This is a genomic window from Variovorax sp. EL159, from assembly GCF_900100965.1.
Taxonomy (GTDB): domain Bacteria; phylum Pseudomonadota; class Gammaproteobacteria; order Burkholderiales; family Burkholderiaceae_C; genus Variovorax.
On the sequence record NZ_FMUJ01000002.1, the window covers coordinates 389,324 to 408,047 of the forward strand.

An 18,724-nucleotide genomic window follows, 5' to 3' on the forward strand; every position below is an offset into this window, starting at 1 on the left:
GCCGCGCGCGGCTCACGGTTCGCTTGTTCGTTCGTTCGCACGCGCGCATGAATGCGCGCGGCGGGACACACCACGCAAAGGAAAACCATGGCAGAGATCACTGGCATCCAGAGACAGCAAACGCAGCAGCCTGCATTGCAAGGCAGCGCCGCCAACGGCCCGCGGCTGGAGGTGGTGACCTTCAAGCTGGGGGAAGAGGAATACGGGATCGACATCCAGAAGGTGCAGGAGCTGCGCGGCTACGACGCGGTGACGCGGATCGCGAACGCACCGGAGTACATCAAGGGGGTGGTGAACCTGCGCGGGATCATCGTTCCGATCATCGACATGCGCATCAAGTTCGAGCTGGGCGACCCGACGTACGACCAGTTCACGGTGGTGATCGTGCTGAACATCGGGGGTCGGGTGGTGGGGATGGTGGTGGACAGCGTGTCGGACGTCATCACGCTGACGGCCGAGCAGATCAAGCCGGCACCGGAGATGGGGTCGGTGCTGGACACCGACTACCTGATCGGACTGGGCACGCTGGACGAGCGGATGCTGATCCTGGTGGACATCGACCGGCTGATGTCCAGCGACGAGATGGGGCTCATCGAGAAGATCGCGGCCTGAACCCTCGAAACCACATAACAACGACAGCGGTTCGAGAGGAGACACCCAGATGAAGAATTGGACGATCGGAATGCGCCTGGGCGCCGGCTTTGCGCTGGTGCTGGCGCTGCTGGTGGTCACGGCGGGCATCGGCGTGCTGCGCTTGCGCGCCGTGGGCGACGCCACGCAGGAGATGGCCGGCCACGCGTTGGCGAAGGAGCGCCTGGCATCGGCCTGGCAACTGGGCACCAGCACCAACAGCGTGCGCACCTTCTCATTGCTCAAGAGCGACGACGCCGAGGTGCAGGCCTACCTGCAGAAGAACATCGCCAGCACCAGCGCCGTGATCTCCGAGACGCAGAAAAAACTCGAAGAGATGCTGAGCTCGCCGGACGAACTGGCGCTGAGCGCCGACATCAAGAGAAAGCGCGGCGACTACGTCGAGTTGCGCAGCCAGGTCCTCAAGCTCAAGGCGGAAGGCCATCGGGACGAAGCCGCGAAGCTCACCGACTCCCAGCTTCTGCCGGCGCTCGACCGCTACGACGCGAGCATCCGCGCCATGGCGGCGTACCAGCAGCAGGACATCGACAGGACCGCGGCCGCCATCGACACCCAGTACCGCTCGGGCCGCATCTACCTGATCGCGTTGGCGGTGTTCGCGGTCGCGCTGGGCACGGTGATGGCCTGGCTGCTGACGCGCAGCATCGCCCAGCCGATCGCCGAGGCGCTGCTGATCGCCGAGACCGTGGCGGCCGGCGACCTGAGCCAGGAGTTCGAGACCGGGCGCGGTGGCGACTTCGGCCGGCTGCTGCGCGGCATGGGCGAGATGGAAGACACGCTCACCGATCTCGTGACCCGCATCAAGACATCTACCGACTCGATCGCGGTGGCGTCCAGGCAGATCGCGGCGGGCAACCAGGACCTGTCGTCGCGCACCGAGCAGCAGGCAAGTTCGCTGGAGGAGACGGCGGCGTCGATGGAGGAACTGACTTCGACGGTCAAGCAGAACGCCGACAACGCGCGGCAGGCCAACCAGTTGGCCGTGTCGGCGTCGGCCGTGGCCGTCAGGGGCGGCAGCGTGGTGTCGCAGGTGGTGGGCACCATGGGGTCGATCAACGATTCGTCGCGAAAGATCGTGGACATCATCGGCGTGATCGACGGCATCGCATTCCAGACCAACATCCTGGCGTTGAACGCGGCCGTCGAGGCGGCGCGCGCGGGGGAGCAGGGCAAGGGCTTCGCGGTGGTGGCTTCGGAGGTGCGCAGCCTCGCGCAGCGCTCGGCCGCCGCAGCCAAGGAGATCAAGACCCTCATCGGCGATTCGGTGGAGAAGGTCGAGGAAGGAAGCAGGCAGGTGGCCGAAGCGGGCCGCACGATGGAAGAGATCGTCGGCAGCGTCCGGCGCGTGACCGACATCATGGGCGAGATCACTGCAGCGAGCCAGGAGCAGACCTCGGGCATCGAGCAGATCAACCAGGCCATCACGCAGATGGACCAGGTCACGCAGCAGAACGCGGCACTGGTCGAAGAGGCTTCGGCCGCGGCGCAATCGTTGCAGGAGCAGGCCGACAGCCTCGTGCAGGCGGTCAGCACCTTCAAGCTCGATGCCGACGAAGCCCAGGCGGCCTGACGAACCCGTGCTGCGTGCTCGTCTCAACCCCAAGATCGCTCGTCGCCTGGCCACGGGTTTCATTGCTTCGCTGCTGTTGCTGGCGGCCGTGCTCGGCCTCGGCTTTCATGCCGGTGCCGGCTGCGCCTGGGCGCGCCAGGCGGTGATGGCCCTGGCGGGCGCCGCATTGCTTGCCGGCATCGCCATCGCGTGGTTCGTCACGCGGTCGATCAGCCGGTCCACCCACGACGCGGCGAAAGTCGCCGAGCGGTTGGACCGGGTCTTTCAACATGTCAACGCCAAAGATTCCTGAAAGCGCCATGAACTCCCTTCTCAATCTCAAGATCGGCACCCGTCTCGGCATGGGCTTTGCGGCCGTGCTCCTGCTGCTGGCCTCCGTGGTCGGCCTCGGCCTCAACTCGATGGCCGACATCCAGGCGCGGCTGAACGGCATCGTGACCGGCAACAACGTCAAGGTGGGCGCGGTCAACACGATGGTGGATGCGATCCGCGACATCGCGATCTTCGACAGCAACCTGATCCTGCTGACCGAAGACGCCGCCATGAACGAGGAGGTCAAGAAGATCGCCGCCGCGCGCGACCGCTTCTCGGTAGGCCGCGCGACGCTGGCCAAGCTGCTGGTCACGCCGGCAGGCAAGGCGCTGCTCGCCAAGGTCGACGAGCGGGTGGCGGTGCTCCTGCCGCTGAACACCCAGCTGACCGAACTCGGGCTGAAGAACATGAACGAAGAGGCGACGCAGGTCTTCGTCACGAAGTTCCAGCCGGCCGTTCAGGTGCTGGTGGATGTGCTCAACGACATGATCGCCCACGAGACCGAGTTGTCGAACCAGGCCAATGCGCAGGCCATTGCGGGCTACGCATGGGCGCGCAACCTGATGCTCGTGCTGGGCGGCATCGCGATGCTGGTGGGCGCGGCGATCGCGTGGTTCATCACGCGTTCGATCACGCGGCCGATCGGCGAGGCGGTGCAGGTGGCCGAGAAGGTGGCGGCCGGCGACATCAGCTCGCGCATCGACGTGCAGTCGAAGGATGAGACGGGCCGGCTGATGTCGGCGCTGAAGGCGATGAACGAAAGCCTGGTGAAGATCGTGCGGGAGGTGCGTTCGGGGACGGACACCATTGCGACGGCTTCGGGGCAGATTGCTTCGGGGAATCAGGATCTGTCTTCGCGTACCGAGCAGCAGGCGAGTTCGCTGGAGCAGACCGCCGCTTCGATGGAAGAGCTGACTTCGACGGTCAAGCAGAACGCGGACAACGCGCGGCAGGCGAACCAGTTGGCTGTGTCGGCGTCTGAGGTGGCTGTGAAGGGCGGCAGCGTCGTGTCTCAGGTGGTGGACACGATGGGGTCGATCAATGCGTCGTCCAAGAAGATCGTGGACATCATCGGTGTGATCGATGGCATCGCTTTCCAGACCAACATCCTGGCGCTGAATGCTGCTGTCGAAGCTGCACGTGCAGGCGAGCAAGGCCGTGGCTTTGCGGTCGTTGCATCGGAGGTTCGCAGCCTTGCACAGCGCTCAGCCGCAGCAGCGAAAGAGATCAAGACGCTGATCGGCGATTCGGTCGAGAAGGTCGAAGAGGGCAGCAAGCAGGTCGCAGAAGCTGGCCGCACGATGGAAGAGATCGTTGGCAGCGTCAAGCGCGTGACCGACATCATGGGCGAGATCACCGCAGCGAGCCAAGAGCAGACCTCGGGCATCGAGCAGATCAATCAAGCCATCACACAGATGGACCAAGTGACGCAGCAGAACGCAGCCTTGGTCGAAGAAGCTTCAGCCGCAGCTCAATCGCTGCAAGAACAAGCCGGAAGCCTTGTGCAAGCCGTTAGCGTCTTCAAGCTCGATGCCAACGCAGTTGCCACCACGCGCCCCGGCTTCACCCGGATCACACCGATCCCCAAGCCCACCAAGCCAGCACCGAAGCCCCGCGCCAAGGCACTGCCCGCCCGGCGCGAGCCCGGCACCGGCACGGCGGCCCCTCAACTCGCGATGGCCAGCGACGCCAAGGGCGACTGGACCGAATTTTGAGAAGAAAGGACTCAAGTCTGGCGACCTGCTGCCGATAACAGGGAGACGGCGTTGCCAGAGCGGCCCGTCATGAATCCATTTCATGCCGGTGGCCCGCCGCGCGCCGCGGACACCGTCCCCGTTATTGAAGGAAGAGAGCAATGAGTTTGAAGGATCTGAAAATCGGCACGCGCCTGGGACTCGGCTTCGCGGTGATGCTGTTGCTGATGGCTTTCATCGCGGGCACCGGCGTGCTGCGCCTGACCAACGTGGGCAATGCCACCGACGAGATGGTCGAAGGCGCGCTGGTCAAGGAACGCCTGGCGACCGAATGGCTCAGCCTGCTGCGGTCGAACACGGTGGCCAATTTCGCGATGGTCAAGACCACCGATCCGGAGGTCGCGGCCTATTTCGCCAAGCTCCAGGCGGCGGGCTCGGCGCGCATCACGCCCGCGCAGAAGAAGCTCGAGGCGATGCTGAGCACGCCGGAAGAAAAGGCGCTCTACGCCGCCGTGGCCGCCGCGCGCGCGACCGTGCTCGAAACCGTGGGCATGCTCAACAAGCTGAAGGACGAAAAGAAGCTCGACGAAGCCAACGTGCTGGTCGATACCAAGTTCACGGCCGCGCTGGGCGTGTACGCCGGCGCGGTCGAAGCGCTGGCGAACCATCAGCGCGAGAAGATCGACGCCGCGGCCAAGGGCATCGCGGTGGACCACACGGAAGGCCGGACCACGCTGATCGTGCTGTCCGCCATCGCGTTGGTGGTAGGTGCGCTGTTCGCATGGCGCCTGACGTTGGGCATCGTGCGCCCGCTGGGCCATGCGCTGGAAGTGGCCGAGACGGTGGCCTCTGGCGACCTGAGCGCGAGCATCCGCGTGGACAGCCGCGACGAGGCGGGGCAGCTGATGCAGGCACTGAAGGACATGAACGCGAGCCTGGCCAAGGTGGTGGGCGAGGTACGCATGGGCACGGACACGATTGCGACGGCGTCGAGCCAGATTGCTTCGGGGAATCAGGATCTGTCTTCGCGTACCGAGCAGCAGGCGAGTTCGCTGGAGCAGACCGCTGCTTCGATGGAAGAGCTGACCTCGACGGTCAAGCAGAACGCGGACAACGCGCGACAGGCGAATCAACTGGCTGTGTCGGCTTCCGAAGTGGCTGTGAAGGGCGGCAGTGTTGTGTCTCAAGTTGTGGACACGATGGGGTCGATCAATGCGTCGTCCAAGAAGATCGTGGACATCATCGGTGTCATTGACGGCATTGCGTTTCAGACGAACATCCTGGCGCTGAACGCCGCTGTTGAAGCTGCTCGCGCGGGTGAGCAGGGCCGAGGCTTTGCGGTGGTTGCATCTGAAGTGCGAAGCCTTGCGCAACGCTCGGCAGCCGCAGCGAAAGAGATCAAGACGCTGATCGGCGATTCGGTCGAAAAGGTCGAAGAGGGCAGCAAGCAGGTGGCAGAAGCTGGCCGCACGATGGAAGAGATCGTGGGCAGCGTCAAGCGCGTGACCGACATCATGGGCGAGATCACCGCAGCGAGCCAGGAACAGACCTCGGGCATCGAGCAGATCAACCAGGCCATCACGCAGATGGACCAAGTCACGCAGCAGAACGCCGCGTTGGTCGAAGAGGCTTCAGCAGCAGCCCAATCGCTGCAAGAGCAAGCCGGCAGCCTCTCGCAAGTCGTCGGCGTGTTCCGCCTCGGCGGCGCGAACCAGCTGGCATTGGCCTGAAGACGGCGACCCGACCATGCGCGTCAATCTGCCCATCACCGACATCGAATACGAGCTTTCGCAGGACGCGGCCCTGGTGTCGCGTACCGACCTCAAGGGCCGCATCACCTACGTCAACCCGGCCTTCATCGAGGCCAGCGGCTACACCGTCGGCGAACTCATGGGCAAGGCGCACAACATCGTGCGCCACCCGGACGTGCCGCCCGAGGCCTTTGCCGACCTCTGGCAAACGCTGGGGCAAGGCCTGCCCTGGACCGGGTTGATCAAGAACCGGCGCAAGAACGGCGACTTCTACTGGGTGCTCGCGAACGTGACGCCCATCAACCGCAACGGCCGCGTGCAGGGCTACATGTCGGTGCGCAGCCGGCCTGCGCGCGCCGACGTGGCGGCGGCGGACGCGCTGTATCGCCGCATCCGCGAAGGCGATGCGAAGGGCATCGAGATCGTGCAGGGCGAAGTGGTGCAGCGCGGGTGGATGAATCCGCTGGCGCAGCTGCGGCGCGTTCCGGTGCGGCGCCGGGTCTTCGGCGCGACCGCATTGGCTGCGTTGCTGTCGCTGGGCTTCGGTGCCGTGGGCTGGATGGAAGCGTCGAAGTTGGCCGCTGCCTCAGGTGCGCACAGCTGGCTGCCCGGTGTCGTCGCCGTGGGCGGTGTGGCTGCCGCGCTGGCGTGGGTGGGGCTGGGGCAGTTCCTCGGCCGCACGGTCTTCCGTCCGCTGGACGAGGCGCTGGACGTGGCGCGGGCCATCGCGGGCGGCGACCTCGCGCGCTTCGAGATCCGGCCCGGCGACGAGATCACGGGGCTGCTGCGCGCGCTGAACCAGATGAGCGCGAACCTCTTCGCGATCGTGGCGGACGTGGGCACCAACGTGGCCGGCGTGATGTCGGCGTCGAGCCAGATCGCCTCGGGCAACCAGGATCTTTCGTCGCGCACCGAGCAGCAGGCCAGCTCGCTGGAGCAGACGGCCGCGTCGATGGAAGAGCTGACCTCGACGGTCAAGCAGAACGCCGACAACGCGCGGCAGGCCAACCAGCTGGCCGTGTCGGCTTCTGAAGTTGCGGTGAAGGGCGGCAACGTCGTGTCGCAGGTGGTGGACACGATGGGCTCGATCGACGCGTCCTCGAAAAAGATCGTCGACATCATCGGCGTGATCGACGGCATTGCGTTCCAGACCAACATCCTCGCGCTGAATGCCGCTGTGGAAGCAGCCCGTGCGGGCGAGCAGGGCAAGGGCTTCGCCGTGGTCGCGTCGGAGGTGCGCAGCCTCGCGCAGCGCTCCGCATCGGCCGCCAAGGAAATCAAGACGCTGATCGGCGACTCGGTCGAGAAGGTCGCGGCGGGCAGCAAGCAGGTCGCGCAGGCCGGCCGCACGATGGAAGAAATCGTGGGCAGCGTCAAGCGCGTGACGGACATCATGGGCGAGATCACGACCGCGAGCCAGGAGCAGACCTCGGGCATCGAGCAGATCAACCAGGCCATCGCGCAGATGGACCAGGTGACGCAGCAGAACGCCGCGCTGGTGGAAGAGGCTTTCGCCACGGCGCAGACGCTGCAGGAACAAGCCGACGGCCTGGTCAGGGCCGTGCGGGTTTTCAGGACCGAGGCCGGCGATGGCGCCGGTGGTCGCAACGAGTTTTAAACCGGAGGACACGAGATGCTGACGACGAAGGCAAAAGACCCATTGAAACAAGCCGCCTCGGCGCCGTCCCCGGCCGCCAACGGCCCACGGCTGGAGGTGGTGACCTTCAAGCTGGGGGAAGAGGAATACGGGATCGACATCCAGAAGGTGCAGGAGCTGCGCGGCTACGACGCGGTGACGCGTATCGCGAACGCACCGGAGTACATCAAGGGTGTGGTGAACCTGCGCGGGATCATCGTTCCGATCATCGACATGCGCATCAAGTTCGAGCTGGGCGACCCGACGTATGACCAGTTCACGGTGGTGATCGTGCTGAACATCGGAGGTCGCGTGGTGGGGATGGTGGTGGACAGCGTGTCGGACGTGATCACGCTGACGGCCGAGCAGATCAAGCCGGCGCCGGAGATGGGTTCGGTGCTGGACACCGACTACCTGATCGGACTGGGCACGCTGGACGAGCGGATGCTGATCCTGGTGGACATCGACCGGCTGATGTCCAGCGAAGAAATGGGCCTTGTCGAGGCCGCAGCCACCGCCTGATCGCCGCGCCATGGCCGCAAGGCCGGGGCTGCATCACCGCCTTCAACCTTCAACGCCTGCACCATGACCTTCTTTTCCAATCTCCGCATCGGGACACGTCTGGCCGTGGCCTTCGCCATCGTCCTGGGCCTGACCGTGGTGTCGACCGCGATCGCGCTGGTTTCGGCGCGCAGCAACGCGGAAGCCACCCGGGTGATGATGCAAAGCCCGCTGGCCAAGGAGCGGCTGATCTCCGACTGGTACGTGCTGACCTACTCGGCGATCGCGCGCACCTCGATGATCGCCCGCACCACCGACGAGACGCTGCCGGTGGTGTTCGCGGACGTCATCTCCGACAGCGTGAAGAAGGGCAGCGAGACCATGGCGAAGGTCGAGAAGCTGCTGGTGACCGAGGAGGAGAAGGCGCTGTTCAAGTCCATCGTCGCGCTGCGCGCCAAGTATCAGGCCGCCAAGGACGAGGTGGGCAAGGCCAGGGCGAGCGGCAGTGCGGTGGACACCACGCGCGCGTTCAAGGAGTCGTTCCAGCCGGCCGCGAAGGCCTATGAAGGCCGGGTGCTCGACCTGCTGCAGATGGAGCGCAAGGCCATCGACGACATGGGCGTTGCCATCGACGCGGCGAACGCGCGCAGCTTCAACCTGCAGATGCTGCTGGCGTTGCTGACGGTGGTCAGCGGTGCGGTCTTCGCGTTCTTCATTTCGCGCAGCATCGTGCGGCCGTTGACGAAGGCCGTCGAGGTTGCGCAGACGGTGGCGGGTGGCGACCTGAGCGCGAACATCGAAGTCGGCAGCCGCGACGAGGCGGGGCAGCTGATGCAGGCGCTGAAGGACATGAACACGAACCTGGCCCGCGTGGTGGGCGAGGTGCGTTCGGGCACGGAGACGATTGCGACGGCTTCGGGGCAGATTGCTTCGGGGAATCAGGATCTGTCTTCGCGCACGGAAGAGCAGGCGAGTTCGTTGGAGCAGACGGCTGCTTCGATGGAAGAGCTGACCTCGACGGTCAAGCAGAACGCGGACAACGCGCGGCAGGCGAACCAGTTGGCTGTGTCGGCTTCCGAGGTTGCTGTGAAGGGCGGCAGTGTTGTGTCGCAAGTGGTGGACACGATGGGGTCGATCAATGCTTCGTCCAAAAAGATCGTGGACATCATTGGTGTGATTGATGGCATTGCTTTCCAGACCAACATCCTCGCGCTGAACGCGGCCGTGGAAGCCGCACGCGCAGGAGAGCAAGGCCGTGGCTTTGCGGTCGTTGCATCCGAAGTGCGCAGCCTTGCGCAACGTTCCGCAGCCGCAGCGAAGGAAATCAAGACGCTCATCGGCGATTCGGTCGAAAAGGTCGAAGAGGAAAGCAAGCAAGTAGCAGAAGCGGGCCGAACGATGGAAGAGATCGTAGGCAGCGTCAAGCGAGTGACCGACATCATGGGCGAGATCACCGCAGCGAGCCAGGAGCAGACCTCGGGCATCGAGCAGATCAATCAGGCCATCACGCAGATGGACCAAGTCACGCAACAGAACGCAGCGCTTGTAGAAGAAGCGTCAGCAGCAGCCCAATCACTGCAAGAGCAAGCCGGCAGTCTCGTGCAAGCCGTCAGCATCTTCAAGCTGGACACCGACGGCCATGCCGCATCCCGCACTCACGCCAGGGCGTTGCCCGCCGTGCGTGAAAAACCGGCAGCACCATCGCTGCCCCAACTGGCTGCGGCCGGCGCCGACAGCGGCGACTGGCGTGCGTTCTAGGAACAAGCACCGCCGCGAACACCGCCGACCGGCCCCGGCCGGGCGACCGTGTCCCGCGGCAATGAATTGAATCGGGCCCCACGGTCCAAAGGAAAAATCATTAAAACTTTCTACAACCTCAAAATCGCGACCAAGCTGCTTGTGTCGTTCATTGCCGTCCTTGTGTTGACGGCCTGTGTCGGCGTGATCTCGGTCATGCAGCTCGGCAAGGTTCACCAGATGTCCACGGACCTTTCGACCAACTGGTTGCCGGCCACGCGCTCGTTGCTCGAATTGAAGGGCATGGTGGCGAGCTATCGCTCGCAGGAGATGGCGCACGCCCTGTCGGGTTCGTTCACCGAGATGGCGACGTACGAGAAGTCGATGGACGAGTCGTGGAAGGCACTGCAGAAGAAGCGCACCGAATACGAGGCACTCATCTCGGAGCCCGAGGAGCGTGCGACCTACCCGGTGTTCGAGAAGCTGCTGGCGCAATACGCGCTCGAACACAACAAGATCATCGCCATCTCCCACACGCAGGACACCGACCAGGTGAGCGGCCTGATCCGTGGCAAGTCGCAGCAGCTGAGCCGTGAGATGGGCGAAGCGCTGGACAAGCTGACGCAGGTGAACCTGGCGGGCGCGCTCAGCGCGGGCCAGACGGCCGACACGGTGTACGAAGAAGCCAGGCTGTGGGTGCTGGGCCTGCTGCTGGGCAGCGTGGCGCTGGGCCTGGTGCTGGCGCTGTGGATCGCCCGCATCGTGGCGCGGCCACTGGCGGAAGCGGTGAAGGTGGCGCAGTCGGTGGCGGCAGGCGACCTGACCAGCCACATCGAGGCGCGAACGACGGACGAGACTGGCTTGCTGCTGGACGCTTTGAAGGGCATGAACGACAGCCTCGTGAAGATCGTCGGTGAAGTACGCACGGGCACGGACACGATCGCAACGGCGTCGAGCCAGATTGCTTCGGGGAATCAGGATCTGTCTTCGCGGACGGAAGAGCAGGCGAGTTCGCTGGAGCAGACGGCGGCTTCGATGGAAGAGCTGACCTCGACGGTCAAGCAGAACGCGGACAACGCGCGGCAGGCGAATCAGCTGGCCGTGTCGGCTTCTGAAGTGGCGGTGAAGGGCGGCAACGTCGTGTCGCAGGTGGTGGACACGATGGGTTCCATCAATGCATCTTCCAAGAAGATCGTGGACATCATTGGTGTCATTGACGGCATCGCCTTCCAGACGAACATCCTCGCGCTGAACGCGGCAGTGGAAGCCGCACGCGCAGGAGAGCAAGGCCGTGGCTTTGCAGTCGTTGCCTCCGAGGTTCGTAGCCTCGCGCAACGCTCGGCTGCTGCAGCCAAGGAAATCAAGACGCTGATCGGCGATTCGGTCGAAAAGGTCGAAGAGGGCAGCAAGCAGGTCGCAGAAGCGGGCCGCACGATGGAAGAGATCGTGGGCAGCGTCAAGCGCGTGACGGACATCATGGGCGAGATCACAGCTGCGAGCCAGGAACAAACCTCGGGCATCGAGCAGATCAACCAGGCCATCACGCAGATGGATCAGGTCACGCAACAGAACGCAGCGTTGGTCGAAGAGGCTTCAGCCGCAGCCCAGTCGCTGCAAGAGCAAGCCGGCAGCCTCGTGCAAGCCGTCAGCATCTTCAAGCTCAGCACCCAGTCCAAGGCCGCGCGCCCCGGATTCACCCACCTGACGCCGATTCCGAAGGTCGCCAAGCCAACACCGAAGCCACCGGCCAAGGCGCTGCCCGCACGCCGGGCCGCTGCGTCGGCGACGGCACCCCAACTCGCCATGGCCGGCGACGCGAAGGGAGACTGGACCGAATTTTGAGAGGCGAGGGCTCAACACCGGCGCGCCGATGCCGATAACGAACCGACAACGCCGTGTTGCGCGGCGAGATTCGTTCCAGTTCTGAAAGAAAAAGACAAATGAGTTTGAAGAATCTGAAAATCGGCACGCGCCTGGGGTTCGGCTTTGCGGCCATGCTGCTGTTGATGGCGGTCATTGCCGGCATCGGCATGCTGCGCCTGGCGAACGTGGGCCACGCCACCGACGAAATGATGAAGCACGCGCTGGTCAAGGAGCGGCTGGCCAACCAGTGGTCGAACCTGCTGGGCCCGACGATCGTGCGCTCCTTCGCCATGGTCAAGGCGACCGACCCGGCCGTCGTGACCTACTTCGCGAACGCTCGCGCCGAGAGCTCGGCCAAGATCAATCCGGTGCAAAAGAAGCTCGAAGAGATGCTGACTTCGCCGGAAGAAAAGAAGCTGTACGCCGACGTGGCCGATGCGCGCGCGATCGTGCTGGAGATCATCGAGAAGATCAACAAGCTCAAGTCCGAAGACAAGGGCGCGGAGGCCAGCGAGCTGGCCGACACCAAGTTCGCGGCGGGCCTGACCGTCTACGAGAACGCCGTGGCCAGCCTCGCGGCGCACCAGCGCGACCGGATCGACGCCGTGGCGCAAGGCATCGCGGCCGACCAGTCGAGCGGCCGAACCATGCTGATGGTGCTGTCCGGCATCGCGCTGCTGGTGGGGGCGTTGTTTGCGTGGCGCTTGAGCGTGGGCATCGTGCGCCCGCTGGGGCGTGCCGTGGCCGCGGCCGAGACGGTGGCCGCCGGTGACCTGAGCGCGAGCATCCGAGTGGACAGCCGCGACGAGGCGGGGCAGCTGATGCAGGCGCTGAAGGACATGAACGCGAGCCTGGCCAAGGTGGTGGGCGAGGTGCGCATGGGCACGGACACGATTGCGACGGCGTCGAGCCAGATTGCTTCGGGGAATCAGGATCTGTCTTCGCGTACCGAGCAGCAGGCCAGTTCGCTGGAGCAGACGGCGGCTTCGATGGAAGAGCTGACTTCGACGGTCAAGCAGAACGCGGATAACGCTCGGCAGGCGAATCAACTGGCTGTGTCGGCTTCGGAAGTGGCGGTGAAGGGCGGCAGCGTCGTGTCGCAGGTGGTGGACACGATGGGGTCGATCAATGCGTCGTCCAAGAAGATCGTGGACATCATCGGTGTGATCGATGGCATCGCTTTCCAGACGAACATCCTCGCGCTGAATGCCGCTGTGGAAGCAGCCCGTGCAGGCGAGCAAGGCCGTGGCTTTGCTGTCGTTGCCTCTGAGGTTCGCAGCCTCGCGCAACGCTCGGCAGCCGCAGCGAAAGAAATCAAGACGCTGATCGGCGATTCGGTCGAAAAGGTCGAAGAAGGCAGCAAGCAGGTCGCGGAAGCTGGTCGCACGATGGAAGAGATCGTAGGCAGCGTCAAGCGAGTGACCGACATCATGGGCGAGATCACCGCAGCGAGCCAGGAGCAGACCTCGGGCATCGAGCAGATCAATCAGGCCATCACGCAGATGGACCAGGTCACGCAGCGGAACGCCGCGCTTGTAGAAGAAGCCTCGGCAGCAGCGCAATCGCTGCAAGAGCGGGCAGGAAGCCTGTCGCAGGTGGTCAGCGTGTTCCGCCTGGACAGCAGCAGCCATGCCATCGACGTGGCGCACCCGCGCTACGCACCATCGCCATTCACGGCATTGGCGCCATAAAGGGGAAAAGACAATGCAGTGGTTCCAGAATCTTCGCGTGACCGCCCGGTTGCTCCTGAGCTTTCTCGTGGTCGCGGCGATCGGCGCGGCGGTCAGCGCGCTCGGCATCTTTCACATGGGGCGCATCAGCGCCTCGACCGAGCAGCTCTACGCGAACGAGCTGCGTGCCCTGCAGGCCGTGCAGGAAGCCAACATCCACCTGCTGTACGCGAGCCGCGCCCAGGTGACGCTGCTGTCGGCCGGCACGCTCGGCGATCGCAAGGCCGGGGCGGACGAACTCAAGGCGTCGCTCGAAAGCCTGTCGTCGCGTGCCGCCGAGGCCAAGTCTTTCTTTGACGAGAGCCCGGAGGGCACCAAGCTCTACGGCCGGTTCGAAAGCCTGGTGGGGCCGCTGAAGGCGCACATGAACGACTTTCTGGCGCTGGTCAACAAGCAGCCGCTGGACAGCTCGCAGTTCGCAAACCAGGTGGGCGAGGACAGCACACGGATGCTGCAGGAGTCGCGCGCCCTGGAAGACGTGCTCAAGGGCATGGTCGCGCACAGCAAGGAGCTTGCGCGCGTGCGCGCCGAACAGGCGGACGCCACCTACAAGACCTCGCGGCTGATGATGCTGGTGATGGCGCTGGCCGGCATTGCGGTCAGCGTGGGGCTGGGCGTGCTGGTCGCGCGCCAGCTGGGCCGTCAGTTGGGCGGCGAGCCGCAGTACGCCGCCGACGTGGTCGGGCGCATCGCCAACGGTGACCTGTCGATCGCGGTCGAGGCCGATGCCGCGCATGACGGCAGCCTGCTGTACTCCATCAAGCAGATGCAGGCGACGCTGACCTCGGTCGTGGGCGGAATCAAGGATTCGAGTGACACCATTGCGACGGCTTCGGGGCAGATCGCGGCGGGGAATCAGGACTTGTCTTCGCGCACGGAGGAGCAGGCGAGTTCGCTGGAGCAGACGGCGGCTTCGATGGAGGAACTGACCTCGACGGTCAAGCAGAACGCGGACAACGCGCGACAGGCGAATCAACTGGCGGTGTCGGCTTCTGAAGTGGCTGTGAAGGGTGGCAGTGTCGTCTCGCAAGTGGTGGACACGATGGGATCGATCAATGCGTCGTCCAAGAAGATCGTGGACATCATCGGTGTGATCGACGGCATCGCCTTCCAGACCAACATCCTGGCGCTGAATGCCGCTGTCGAGGCTGCACGCGCTGGCGAGCAGGGCCGTGGCTTTGCGGTGGTCGCCTCAGAGGTTCGCAGCTTGGCGCAACGCTCGGCAGCTGCAGCGAAAGAAATCAAGACGCTGATCGGTGATTCGGTCGAAAAGGTCGAAGAGGGCAGCAAGCAAGTTGCAGAAGCCGGCCGCACGATGGAAGAGATCGTGGGCAGCGTCAAGCGCGTGACGGACATCATGGGCGAGATCACCGCCGCGAGCCAAGAACAAACCTCGGGCATCGAGCAGATCAATCAGGCCATCACGCAGATGGACCAGGTAACCCAACAGAACGCCGCGTTGGTCGAAGAGGCTTCAGCAGCGACCCAGTCGTTGCAGGAGCAAGCCGGCAGCCTCGTACAAGCCGTCAGCGTCTTCAAGCTCGACGCCAACGCAGTCGCCACCACGCGCCCTGGCTTCACCCGCATCACACCGATCCCCAAGCCCGCCAAGCCAGCACCGAAGCCCCGCGCCAAGGCGTTGCCCGCCCGGCGCGAGCCCGGCACCGGCACGGCCGCCCCCCAACTCGCAATGGCCAGCGACGCCAAAGGCGACTGGACGGAGTTCTGAACCAGAAAGACGGCATGCCCAGCCCCGACCCTCAAGTTTTGGCGCGCGCTGCCGATAAACACCCAGAGGCATCGTTCGCGATGCCAGACCCAACACCCCATTGACAGGTAAAGCCTTATGTCCAGCATGTTCTACACAGGTCTGAGCGGCCTCGGCGTCGCCCGCACCGCGCTGATGACCACCGCCCACAACACGGCCAATGCGTACACGGTGGGCTACAGCCGCCAGGTGGCCGAGATCGCCTCGGCCGGCGGTATTTCGAGCGGCTCGGGCTTCATCGGCTCGGGGGCCAACGTGCTGACCGTGTCGCGCAGCTACGACCGCTACCTGACCGCGCAGCTCTCGTCGGCGCAGTCGGCTTCGGCGGCGCTCGCCACCAACGGCACGCAGATCAACCGCATCGACACGCTGCTGGCCGACAAGACCTCCGGCATTGCGCCGCTGATGCAGAGCTTCTTCACCAGCATGCAGGGCGTGGCCAACACGCCGGCCGACCCGGCGGCGCGCCAGCAGATGATCAGCTCCGCGCAGGCGCTGGCCAGCAAGTTCCGCGCGACCGACCAGTACCTGTCGGACCTGAACACCTCGGTCAACGAGCAGATCACCGGCAGCGTCGACCAGATCAACACCTACGCGACCAAGATCGCGAGCCTCAACCAGCAGATCAGCCAGATCAGCGCCATGGCCGGCGGCCAGCCGCCCAACGACCTGCTCGACCAGCGCGACCTGCTCGTGAGCCAGCTCAGCCAGGTGGTGGACGTGAAGGTGCTGCAGCAGGACAACGGAAAGTACAACGTATTCATCGCCACCGGCCAGTCGCTGGTGGTGGGCGATTACGCCGCCAAGATGGCCGCGGTGCCGTCGGCGGCCGACCCGACCCGCAAGGTGGTCGCGCTGTCGGGCTTTGCCGGCAACACCAGCGAACTCGACGACAGCAGCATCACCGGCGGCGTGCTCGGCGGCCTGATGGCCTTCCGCAAAGAGACGCTGATTCCCACGCAGAACGCGATCGGCCGTCTTGCGATGTCGGTGGCCGATGCGGTCAATGCGCAGCACAAGCTGGGCGTGGACCTGAACGGCGCACTCGGCACGAACTTCTTCACGCAGGCCGTGCCGGGCGTGATGTCCAACGCCGGCAACGCGGGCAACCTCACGCTGGGCGCCACGCTGTCCGACGCGTCGAAGCTCACGACCAGCGACTACAACGTCAGCGTGACCGATGTGGCGGGCACGCTCACCTACTCGGTCACGCGGCTTTCCGACAAGACGTCGATGGGCTCCTTCACTTCTTTCCCGATCACCTTCGACGGCGTGAGCCTCTCGGCCGCCAGCGGCACGGCACAGGCCGGCGACTCTTTCCTGGTACAGCCCACGCGCACCGGCGCACGCGACCTCGACGTGCTGGTGCGCGATCCGGCCAAGGTGGCCGCCGCATCGCCGATCACCACTGGCAACGTCGCCGGCAACAAGGGCAATGGCGCACTGGGCGCGGCCATCGTCGATGCGTCCTACCCGGCTTCGCCGCTGGCGGGACCGGTCACGCTGAGCTTCGATGCCGGCACCGGCACGCTGTCGGGCTTTCCGGCCACCTCGGCGGTCACGGTCACGCTGGCCAACGGCACCAGCACCAGCTACCCGGCCGGCACGCCCGTGCCGTACACCGCCGGCGCCAAGATGAGCTTCGGCGGCATCACCGTCAGCATGACCGGCACGCCCGCGCAGGGCGACACCTTCACCATCAACAAGAACACCTCGGGCGTGTCCGACGGCAGCAATGCCTTGCTGCTGGGCGCGCTGCAGCGCAAGACCACGATGGGCAACGGCACCGCGACCTTCAACGGTGCCTACTCGCAACTGGTGAGCGAGGTCGGCAACCGGGCCATGGCGGTCAAGGTCGCCAGCACCACGCAAGACAGCGTGACCGGCCAGATCAAGGCCAGCCAGCAAGGCATCTCGGGCGTCGTCCAGGACGAGGAAACCGCCAACCTGCTGATGTTCCAGCAGATGTACCAGGCCAATGCACGCGTGATCCAGACCGCGTCGACCATGTTCGACACGATCCTGGGCATCCGCGGCTGACCCCATTCACGCACAGACTTCAGGAACCGCGATGCGCATCAGCACCCAATCCTTCTACGAGCAGAACGTCAACGCCATGGGCCTGCAGCAGCAGAAGCTGTTCAAGGTCCAGCAGCAGCTGGCGACCAACTCCAAGTTCCTCACGGCCGGCGACGACCCGGTCGGCGCGGCCCGCGCGCTCGGCGTGAGCCAGACGCTCTCCGAGATCGCGCAGTACGCCACCGGCCGCCAGCGCGCAGGACTCGCGCTGTCGACCGAAGAGAACGCGCTCAACTCGGTGACCGCGATCCTGCAGAACATCAAGACGCTGACGGTGCAGGCCGGCGGCGGCACGCTGTCGGACGCCGACCGCGACTCGCTCGCCACCACCATCCAGAGCGGCCTCGACCAGCTCGTGGGCGTGGCCAACTCCGACGACGGCAACGGGCAGTACCTGTTCGCCGGTTTCAAGAGCGGCAGCGCGCCCTTCGTGGCGGCCCCCGGCGGCGGCGTGCAGTACGTGGGCGACCAGGGCCAGCGGCTCATGCAGATCGACGTGGCGCGGCAGATGTCGACCTCGGACGACGGCCGCTCCGTTTTTCAGTCGGTGCAGGGCGGCGCGGGCTACGTGACCACGAGCGCGGCGGGCAACACCGGCAGCGGCGTCTTCGGCCCGGTCGGCATCACCAACGCCACGGCACCGAACTACGGCAAGGACTTCACCATCAGCTTTGCGGGCGGCAACTACACGGTGACCACCAAGGACACGCCCCCGGTGGTGGCCGCCAGCGGCACCTTCTCGCCGGACACGCCCATTTCTTTCGGCGGCGTGCAGGTGAAGATCAGCGGCGCGCCCGCCAACGGCGACAGCTTCGACGTGTCGACCGCGCAGAACGCCGGCACCGACATCTTCGCGGCCATCGGCCAACTGGTGAGCGCGCTGCGCACGCCGCTGGCCGGCGGCGGTGCGGCCGCGCAGGCGCAATTGCAGAACGCATTGAGCACCGCCAACGTGAAGATCACGAATGCGCACGACAACGTGCTGACCGTGCTGTCGTCGGCGGGCTCGCGCCAGACCGAACTCGACGCGCTCGACACCGGCGGCGCCGCGCGCAAGCTGCAGGAAGAAAGCTACCTGTCGAGCATCGAAGACCTGGACCCGTACAGCGCTATCTCGGAGTTCTACCAGCGCCAGTCGTCGCTGCAGGCGACGCAGATGACGTTTGCCAAGTTGAACAATATTTCGTTGTTCAATTACTTGAACTGAGTGCGGGTGTGGGGCATCGCGGTGCGATGCCAGCGGGCGATGGCAAGCCCCGGTTGCTCAGATCACATAGGGCCGGGAATTCAACTTCTGGCGGTATTCGAGAGGAGGCGGAAAGAGCGCGGAGACCAGCGCCCCGCGCGGGTCACGCAGATTCACGGCAAGCGCCGGCTCGCCGGTTTCCCAAACGGCAATGGTCGCCAGGCCAATGGCTGCATTCATGCCGCC

At 65.0% G+C, this 18,724-nt stretch carries 14 protein-coding genes; 13 read left to right on the top strand and 1 reads right to left on the bottom strand.

Going from position 1 to position 18,724, the window contains the following annotated elements:
- Positions 1 to 87 precede the first annotated feature (87 nt).
- From BLQ28_RS08085 to flgL, 13 genes are all read left to right on the top strand, one after another.
- Positions 88 to 612, top strand: a complete 525-nt coding sequence (locus tag BLQ28_RS08085) for a chemotaxis protein CheW (RefSeq protein ID WP_256327219.1) — start codon at positions 88 to 90, stop codon at positions 610 to 612.
- A gap of 49 nt (positions 613 to 661) precedes the next feature.
- Complete coding sequence (locus BLQ28_RS08090; RefSeq protein WP_093238249.1) at positions 662 to 2,221, top strand: methyl-accepting chemotaxis protein; 1,560 nt, start codon at positions 662 to 664, stop codon at positions 2,219 to 2,221.
- Complete coding sequence (locus BLQ28_RS08095) at positions 2,196 to 2,513, top strand: hypothetical protein (protein ID WP_256327220.1); 318 nt, start codon at positions 2,196 to 2,198, stop codon at positions 2,511 to 2,513. Before BLQ28_RS08090 ends, BLQ28_RS08095 begins: the two co-directional genes overlap by 26 nt.
- 7 nt (positions 2,514 to 2,520) lie before the next feature.
- Positions 2,521 to 4,248 carry a methyl-accepting chemotaxis protein gene (locus BLQ28_RS08100; RefSeq protein ID WP_093238251.1) on the top strand — a complete coding sequence of 576 codons (1,728 nt, stop codon included), beginning with the start codon at positions 2,521 to 2,523 and terminating at the stop codon, positions 4,246 to 4,248.
- Positions 4,249 to 4,388: 140 nt separating this feature from the next.
- On the top strand, positions 4,389 to 5,957 hold the full coding sequence (locus BLQ28_RS08105; RefSeq protein ID WP_093238253.1) for a methyl-accepting chemotaxis protein: 1,569 nt from the start codon (positions 4,389 to 4,391) through the stop codon (positions 5,955 to 5,957).
- A 16-nt stretch (positions 5,958 to 5,973) separates the two neighbouring features.
- A complete protein-coding gene (locus BLQ28_RS08110) occupies positions 5,974 to 7,596 on the top strand; it encodes a methyl-accepting chemotaxis protein (protein WP_093238254.1) in 1,623 nt (540 codons plus the stop codon).
- A gap of 15 nt (positions 7,597 to 7,611) precedes the next feature.
- The gene (locus BLQ28_RS08115) at positions 7,612 to 8,136 is read left to right on the top strand and encodes a chemotaxis protein CheW (RefSeq protein ID WP_176801048.1); all 525 of its coding nucleotides are present in this window, start codon (positions 7,612 to 7,614) and stop codon (positions 8,134 to 8,136) included.
- 63 nt (positions 8,137 to 8,199) lie between these two features.
- Entirely contained in the window at positions 8,200 to 9,873 is a 1,674-nt protein-coding gene (locus BLQ28_RS08120; RefSeq protein WP_093238256.1) for a methyl-accepting chemotaxis protein, read from the top strand.
- A 99-nt stretch (positions 9,874 to 9,972) separates the two neighbouring features.
- Complete coding sequence (locus BLQ28_RS08125; protein WP_093239394.1) at positions 9,973 to 11,694, top strand: methyl-accepting chemotaxis protein; 1,722 nt, start codon at positions 9,973 to 9,975, stop codon at positions 11,692 to 11,694.
- A 98-nt stretch (positions 11,695 to 11,792) separates the two neighbouring features.
- Positions 11,793 to 13,406 carry a methyl-accepting chemotaxis protein gene (locus tag BLQ28_RS08130; RefSeq protein WP_093238257.1) on the top strand — a complete coding sequence of 538 codons (1,614 nt, stop codon included), beginning with the start codon at positions 11,793 to 11,795 and terminating at the stop codon, positions 13,404 to 13,406.
- Between the two features lie 13 nt (positions 13,407 to 13,419).
- Positions 13,420 to 15,174 carry a methyl-accepting chemotaxis protein gene (locus tag BLQ28_RS08135; RefSeq protein ID WP_093238259.1) on the top strand — a complete coding sequence of 585 codons (1,755 nt, stop codon included), beginning with the start codon at positions 13,420 to 13,422 and terminating at the stop codon, positions 15,172 to 15,174.
- A gap of 117 nt (positions 15,175 to 15,291) precedes the next feature.
- Complete coding sequence (flgK, locus tag BLQ28_RS08140) at positions 15,292 to 17,253, top strand: flagellar hook-associated protein FlgK (protein WP_093238260.1); 1,962 nt, start codon at positions 15,292 to 15,294, stop codon at positions 17,251 to 17,253.
- Between the two features lie 31 nt (positions 17,254 to 17,284).
- A complete protein-coding gene (flgL, locus tag BLQ28_RS08145) occupies positions 17,285 to 18,499 on the top strand; it encodes a flagellar hook-associated protein FlgL (protein WP_093238262.1) in 1,215 nt (404 codons plus the stop codon).
- Positions 18,500 to 18,556: 57 nt separating this feature from the next.
- Here the strand turns inward: flgL and BLQ28_RS32930 are convergent, their stop codons facing one another.
- Positions 18,557 to 18,718, bottom strand: a complete 162-nt coding sequence (locus tag BLQ28_RS32930) for a hypothetical protein (protein WP_176801049.1) — start codon at positions 18,716 to 18,718, stop codon at positions 18,557 to 18,559.
- Positions 18,719 to 18,724: the final 6 nt, after the last annotated feature.

What these genes read in the sequence shown, in the direction of transcription:
- BLQ28_RS08085 (WP_256327219.1), top strand. Translation starts at nt 88, where the DNA reads ATGGCAGAGATCACTGGCATCCAGAGACAGCAAACGCAGCAGCCTGCA.
- BLQ28_RS08090 (WP_093238249.1), top strand. Translation starts at nt 662, where the DNA reads ATGAAGAATTGGACGATCGGAATGCGCCTGGGCGCCGGCTTTGCGCTG.
- BLQ28_RS08095 (WP_256327220.1), top strand. Translation starts at nt 2,196, where the DNA reads ATGCCGACGAAGCCCAGGCGGCCTGACGAACCCGTGCTGCGTGCTCGT.
- BLQ28_RS08100 (WP_093238251.1), top strand. Translation starts at nt 2,521, where the DNA reads ATGAACTCCCTTCTCAATCTCAAGATCGGCACCCGTCTCGGCATGGGC.
- BLQ28_RS08105 (WP_093238253.1), top strand. Translation starts at nt 4,389, where the DNA reads ATGAGTTTGAAGGATCTGAAAATCGGCACGCGCCTGGGACTCGGCTTC.
- BLQ28_RS08110 (WP_093238254.1), top strand. Translation starts at nt 5,974, where the DNA reads ATGCGCGTCAATCTGCCCATCACCGACATCGAATACGAGCTTTCGCAG.
- BLQ28_RS08115 (WP_176801048.1), top strand. Translation starts at nt 7,612, where the DNA reads ATGCTGACGACGAAGGCAAAAGACCCATTGAAACAAGCCGCCTCGGCG.
- BLQ28_RS08120 (WP_093238256.1), top strand. Translation starts at nt 8,200, where the DNA reads ATGACCTTCTTTTCCAATCTCCGCATCGGGACACGTCTGGCCGTGGCC.
- BLQ28_RS08130 (WP_093238257.1), top strand. Translation starts at nt 11,793, where the DNA reads ATGAGTTTGAAGAATCTGAAAATCGGCACGCGCCTGGGGTTCGGCTTT.
- BLQ28_RS08135 (WP_093238259.1), top strand. Translation starts at nt 13,420, where the DNA reads ATGCAGTGGTTCCAGAATCTTCGCGTGACCGCCCGGTTGCTCCTGAGC.
- flgK (WP_093238260.1), top strand. Translation starts at nt 15,292, where the DNA reads ATGTCCAGCATGTTCTACACAGGTCTGAGCGGCCTCGGCGTCGCCCGC.
- flgL (WP_093238262.1), top strand. Translation starts at nt 17,285, where the DNA reads ATGCGCATCAGCACCCAATCCTTCTACGAGCAGAACGTCAACGCCATG.
- BLQ28_RS32930 (WP_176801049.1), bottom strand. Translation starts at nt 18,718, where the DNA reads ATGAATGCAGCCATTGGCCTGGCGACCATTGCCGTTTGGGAAACCGGC.